The following is a 1,379-nucleotide window of genomic DNA, read 5'->3' on the forward strand; positions in this document are numbered from 1 at the left end:
CTTTGAATACTTTTCTTATTCGAACTGAAGGGGTTGCTTCGTCCAAGATCGAGCAGGTTGAGGCATCAGCGATGGACTATGCCCTGGCATTAGCTGGAAACCATGGCAATGCCTCTGCCATTGCCATGGTTGATGCTGGTAGCGCGATTAATCAGCTTGTTTCAGGCTCGACCGGTGGCACAGGAATTACGGGAAAAGCTATCTTGGCCGCACATCAAACTTTGATGAAATCCGACCCAACAGAAGTTAACTTTGCGGGTAAATGGCGAACCATGCAGAACTGGATTGGGGGAAGTAATTACGCTCCCCGCAATGCGCTGTATGTTCCACCACCGGCCGAGACAGTCGAAATGTATATGTCTGATCTATTGGCCTTTGCTCACCGTCAAGACTTAGATCCTCTTGTCCAAGCCACGCTTGTTCATGCTCAATTTGAGTCAATTCACCCATTTACAGATGGAAATGGCCGTATCGGAAGGGCGCTGATTAATGCTGTGCTTCGTTATCGCGCAGTGACGTCGAGAACGATTGTTCCTTTGGCCAGCGCGTTGGTAGCGAATACCGAACGGTACTTCGCTGCACTTGGTGCATATCGCGAGGGAGACCTTGCCCCCTTGCTCAGGGAGTTTGTTTCTGGAACCCGTATTGCTGCAGAGGAGACACAAGTTGCTGCCGGAACACTCGTGGGCATGCCAGCGATGTGGCATGACAGGTTAGAAACTCGCGAAGGTTCCGCATCTCGAAGATTGATCGATGTTTTGTTAGACGTCCAAACCTTGACTAGTCAGTGGGTTGAGAAAGAATTAGAGCTCACCCCACGATCAGCTCTAGGGGGAATAGACGAACTCGAGGAAGCTGGCATCGTGACTGAGATAACGGGGCGCCAGCGCAACCGGGTATGGGTTGTATCTGAGGTCATGGCAGAACTTGAAGAACTCAATCGCAGGATTGGAGCGAGAGTCAATGGATAGCACGCAGGAGATGACAGAGTACGAAGCGGTCAAGGAATCTCTTCTCGCTGAAGCCTCACCTGTTGAGCTTCAGGCATATCAACGAGCACGTGACGCGGCATTAGTGCGAACCAATATTGCTGAAATGATTTATGTTCTTCGGCAGAGGGCAGGACTTAGCCAAGCGCAATTAGCGCAGCGTGTAGGAACCAGCCAGACCGTTATCTCTTCTCTCGAGAGCGGTTCTCGTATGCCACAGCTCACTACTTTGATGAAAATTGCTGAGGCCCTGGGTACTTCATTTGAAATTTGCCTTGGGGACGACTCGTATTCGTCCACCCCCATGGCATCCTAGAAACATGACCGCTCGCCCTCTCGTCATCGCCCACCGAGGCGCCAGTGGCTATCACCCCGAGCACACCCTCGGCG

Annotated in this window: 2 protein-coding genes; both read left to right on the forward strand. The window is 51.8% G+C overall.

Annotated features, from left to right (window positions below):
* The coding region (locus tag Q0362_RS06510; RefSeq protein WP_298121503.1) for a Fic family protein at positions 1-971 on the forward strand (971 nt) is incomplete at its 5' end.
* A complete protein-coding gene (locus Q0362_RS06515; RefSeq protein ID WP_280794439.1) occupies positions 964-1,305 on the forward strand; it encodes a helix-turn-helix transcriptional regulator in 342 nt (113 codons plus the stop codon). The genes Q0362_RS06510 and Q0362_RS06515, both read left to right, overlap by 8 nt.
* Positions 1,306-1,379 lie beyond the last annotated feature (74 nt).

It is taken from the genome of uncultured Aurantimicrobium sp. (assembly GCF_936931525.1).
In the GTDB taxonomy this organism is placed as follows: Bacteria; Actinomycetota; Actinomycetes; order Actinomycetales; family Microbacteriaceae; genus Aurantimicrobium.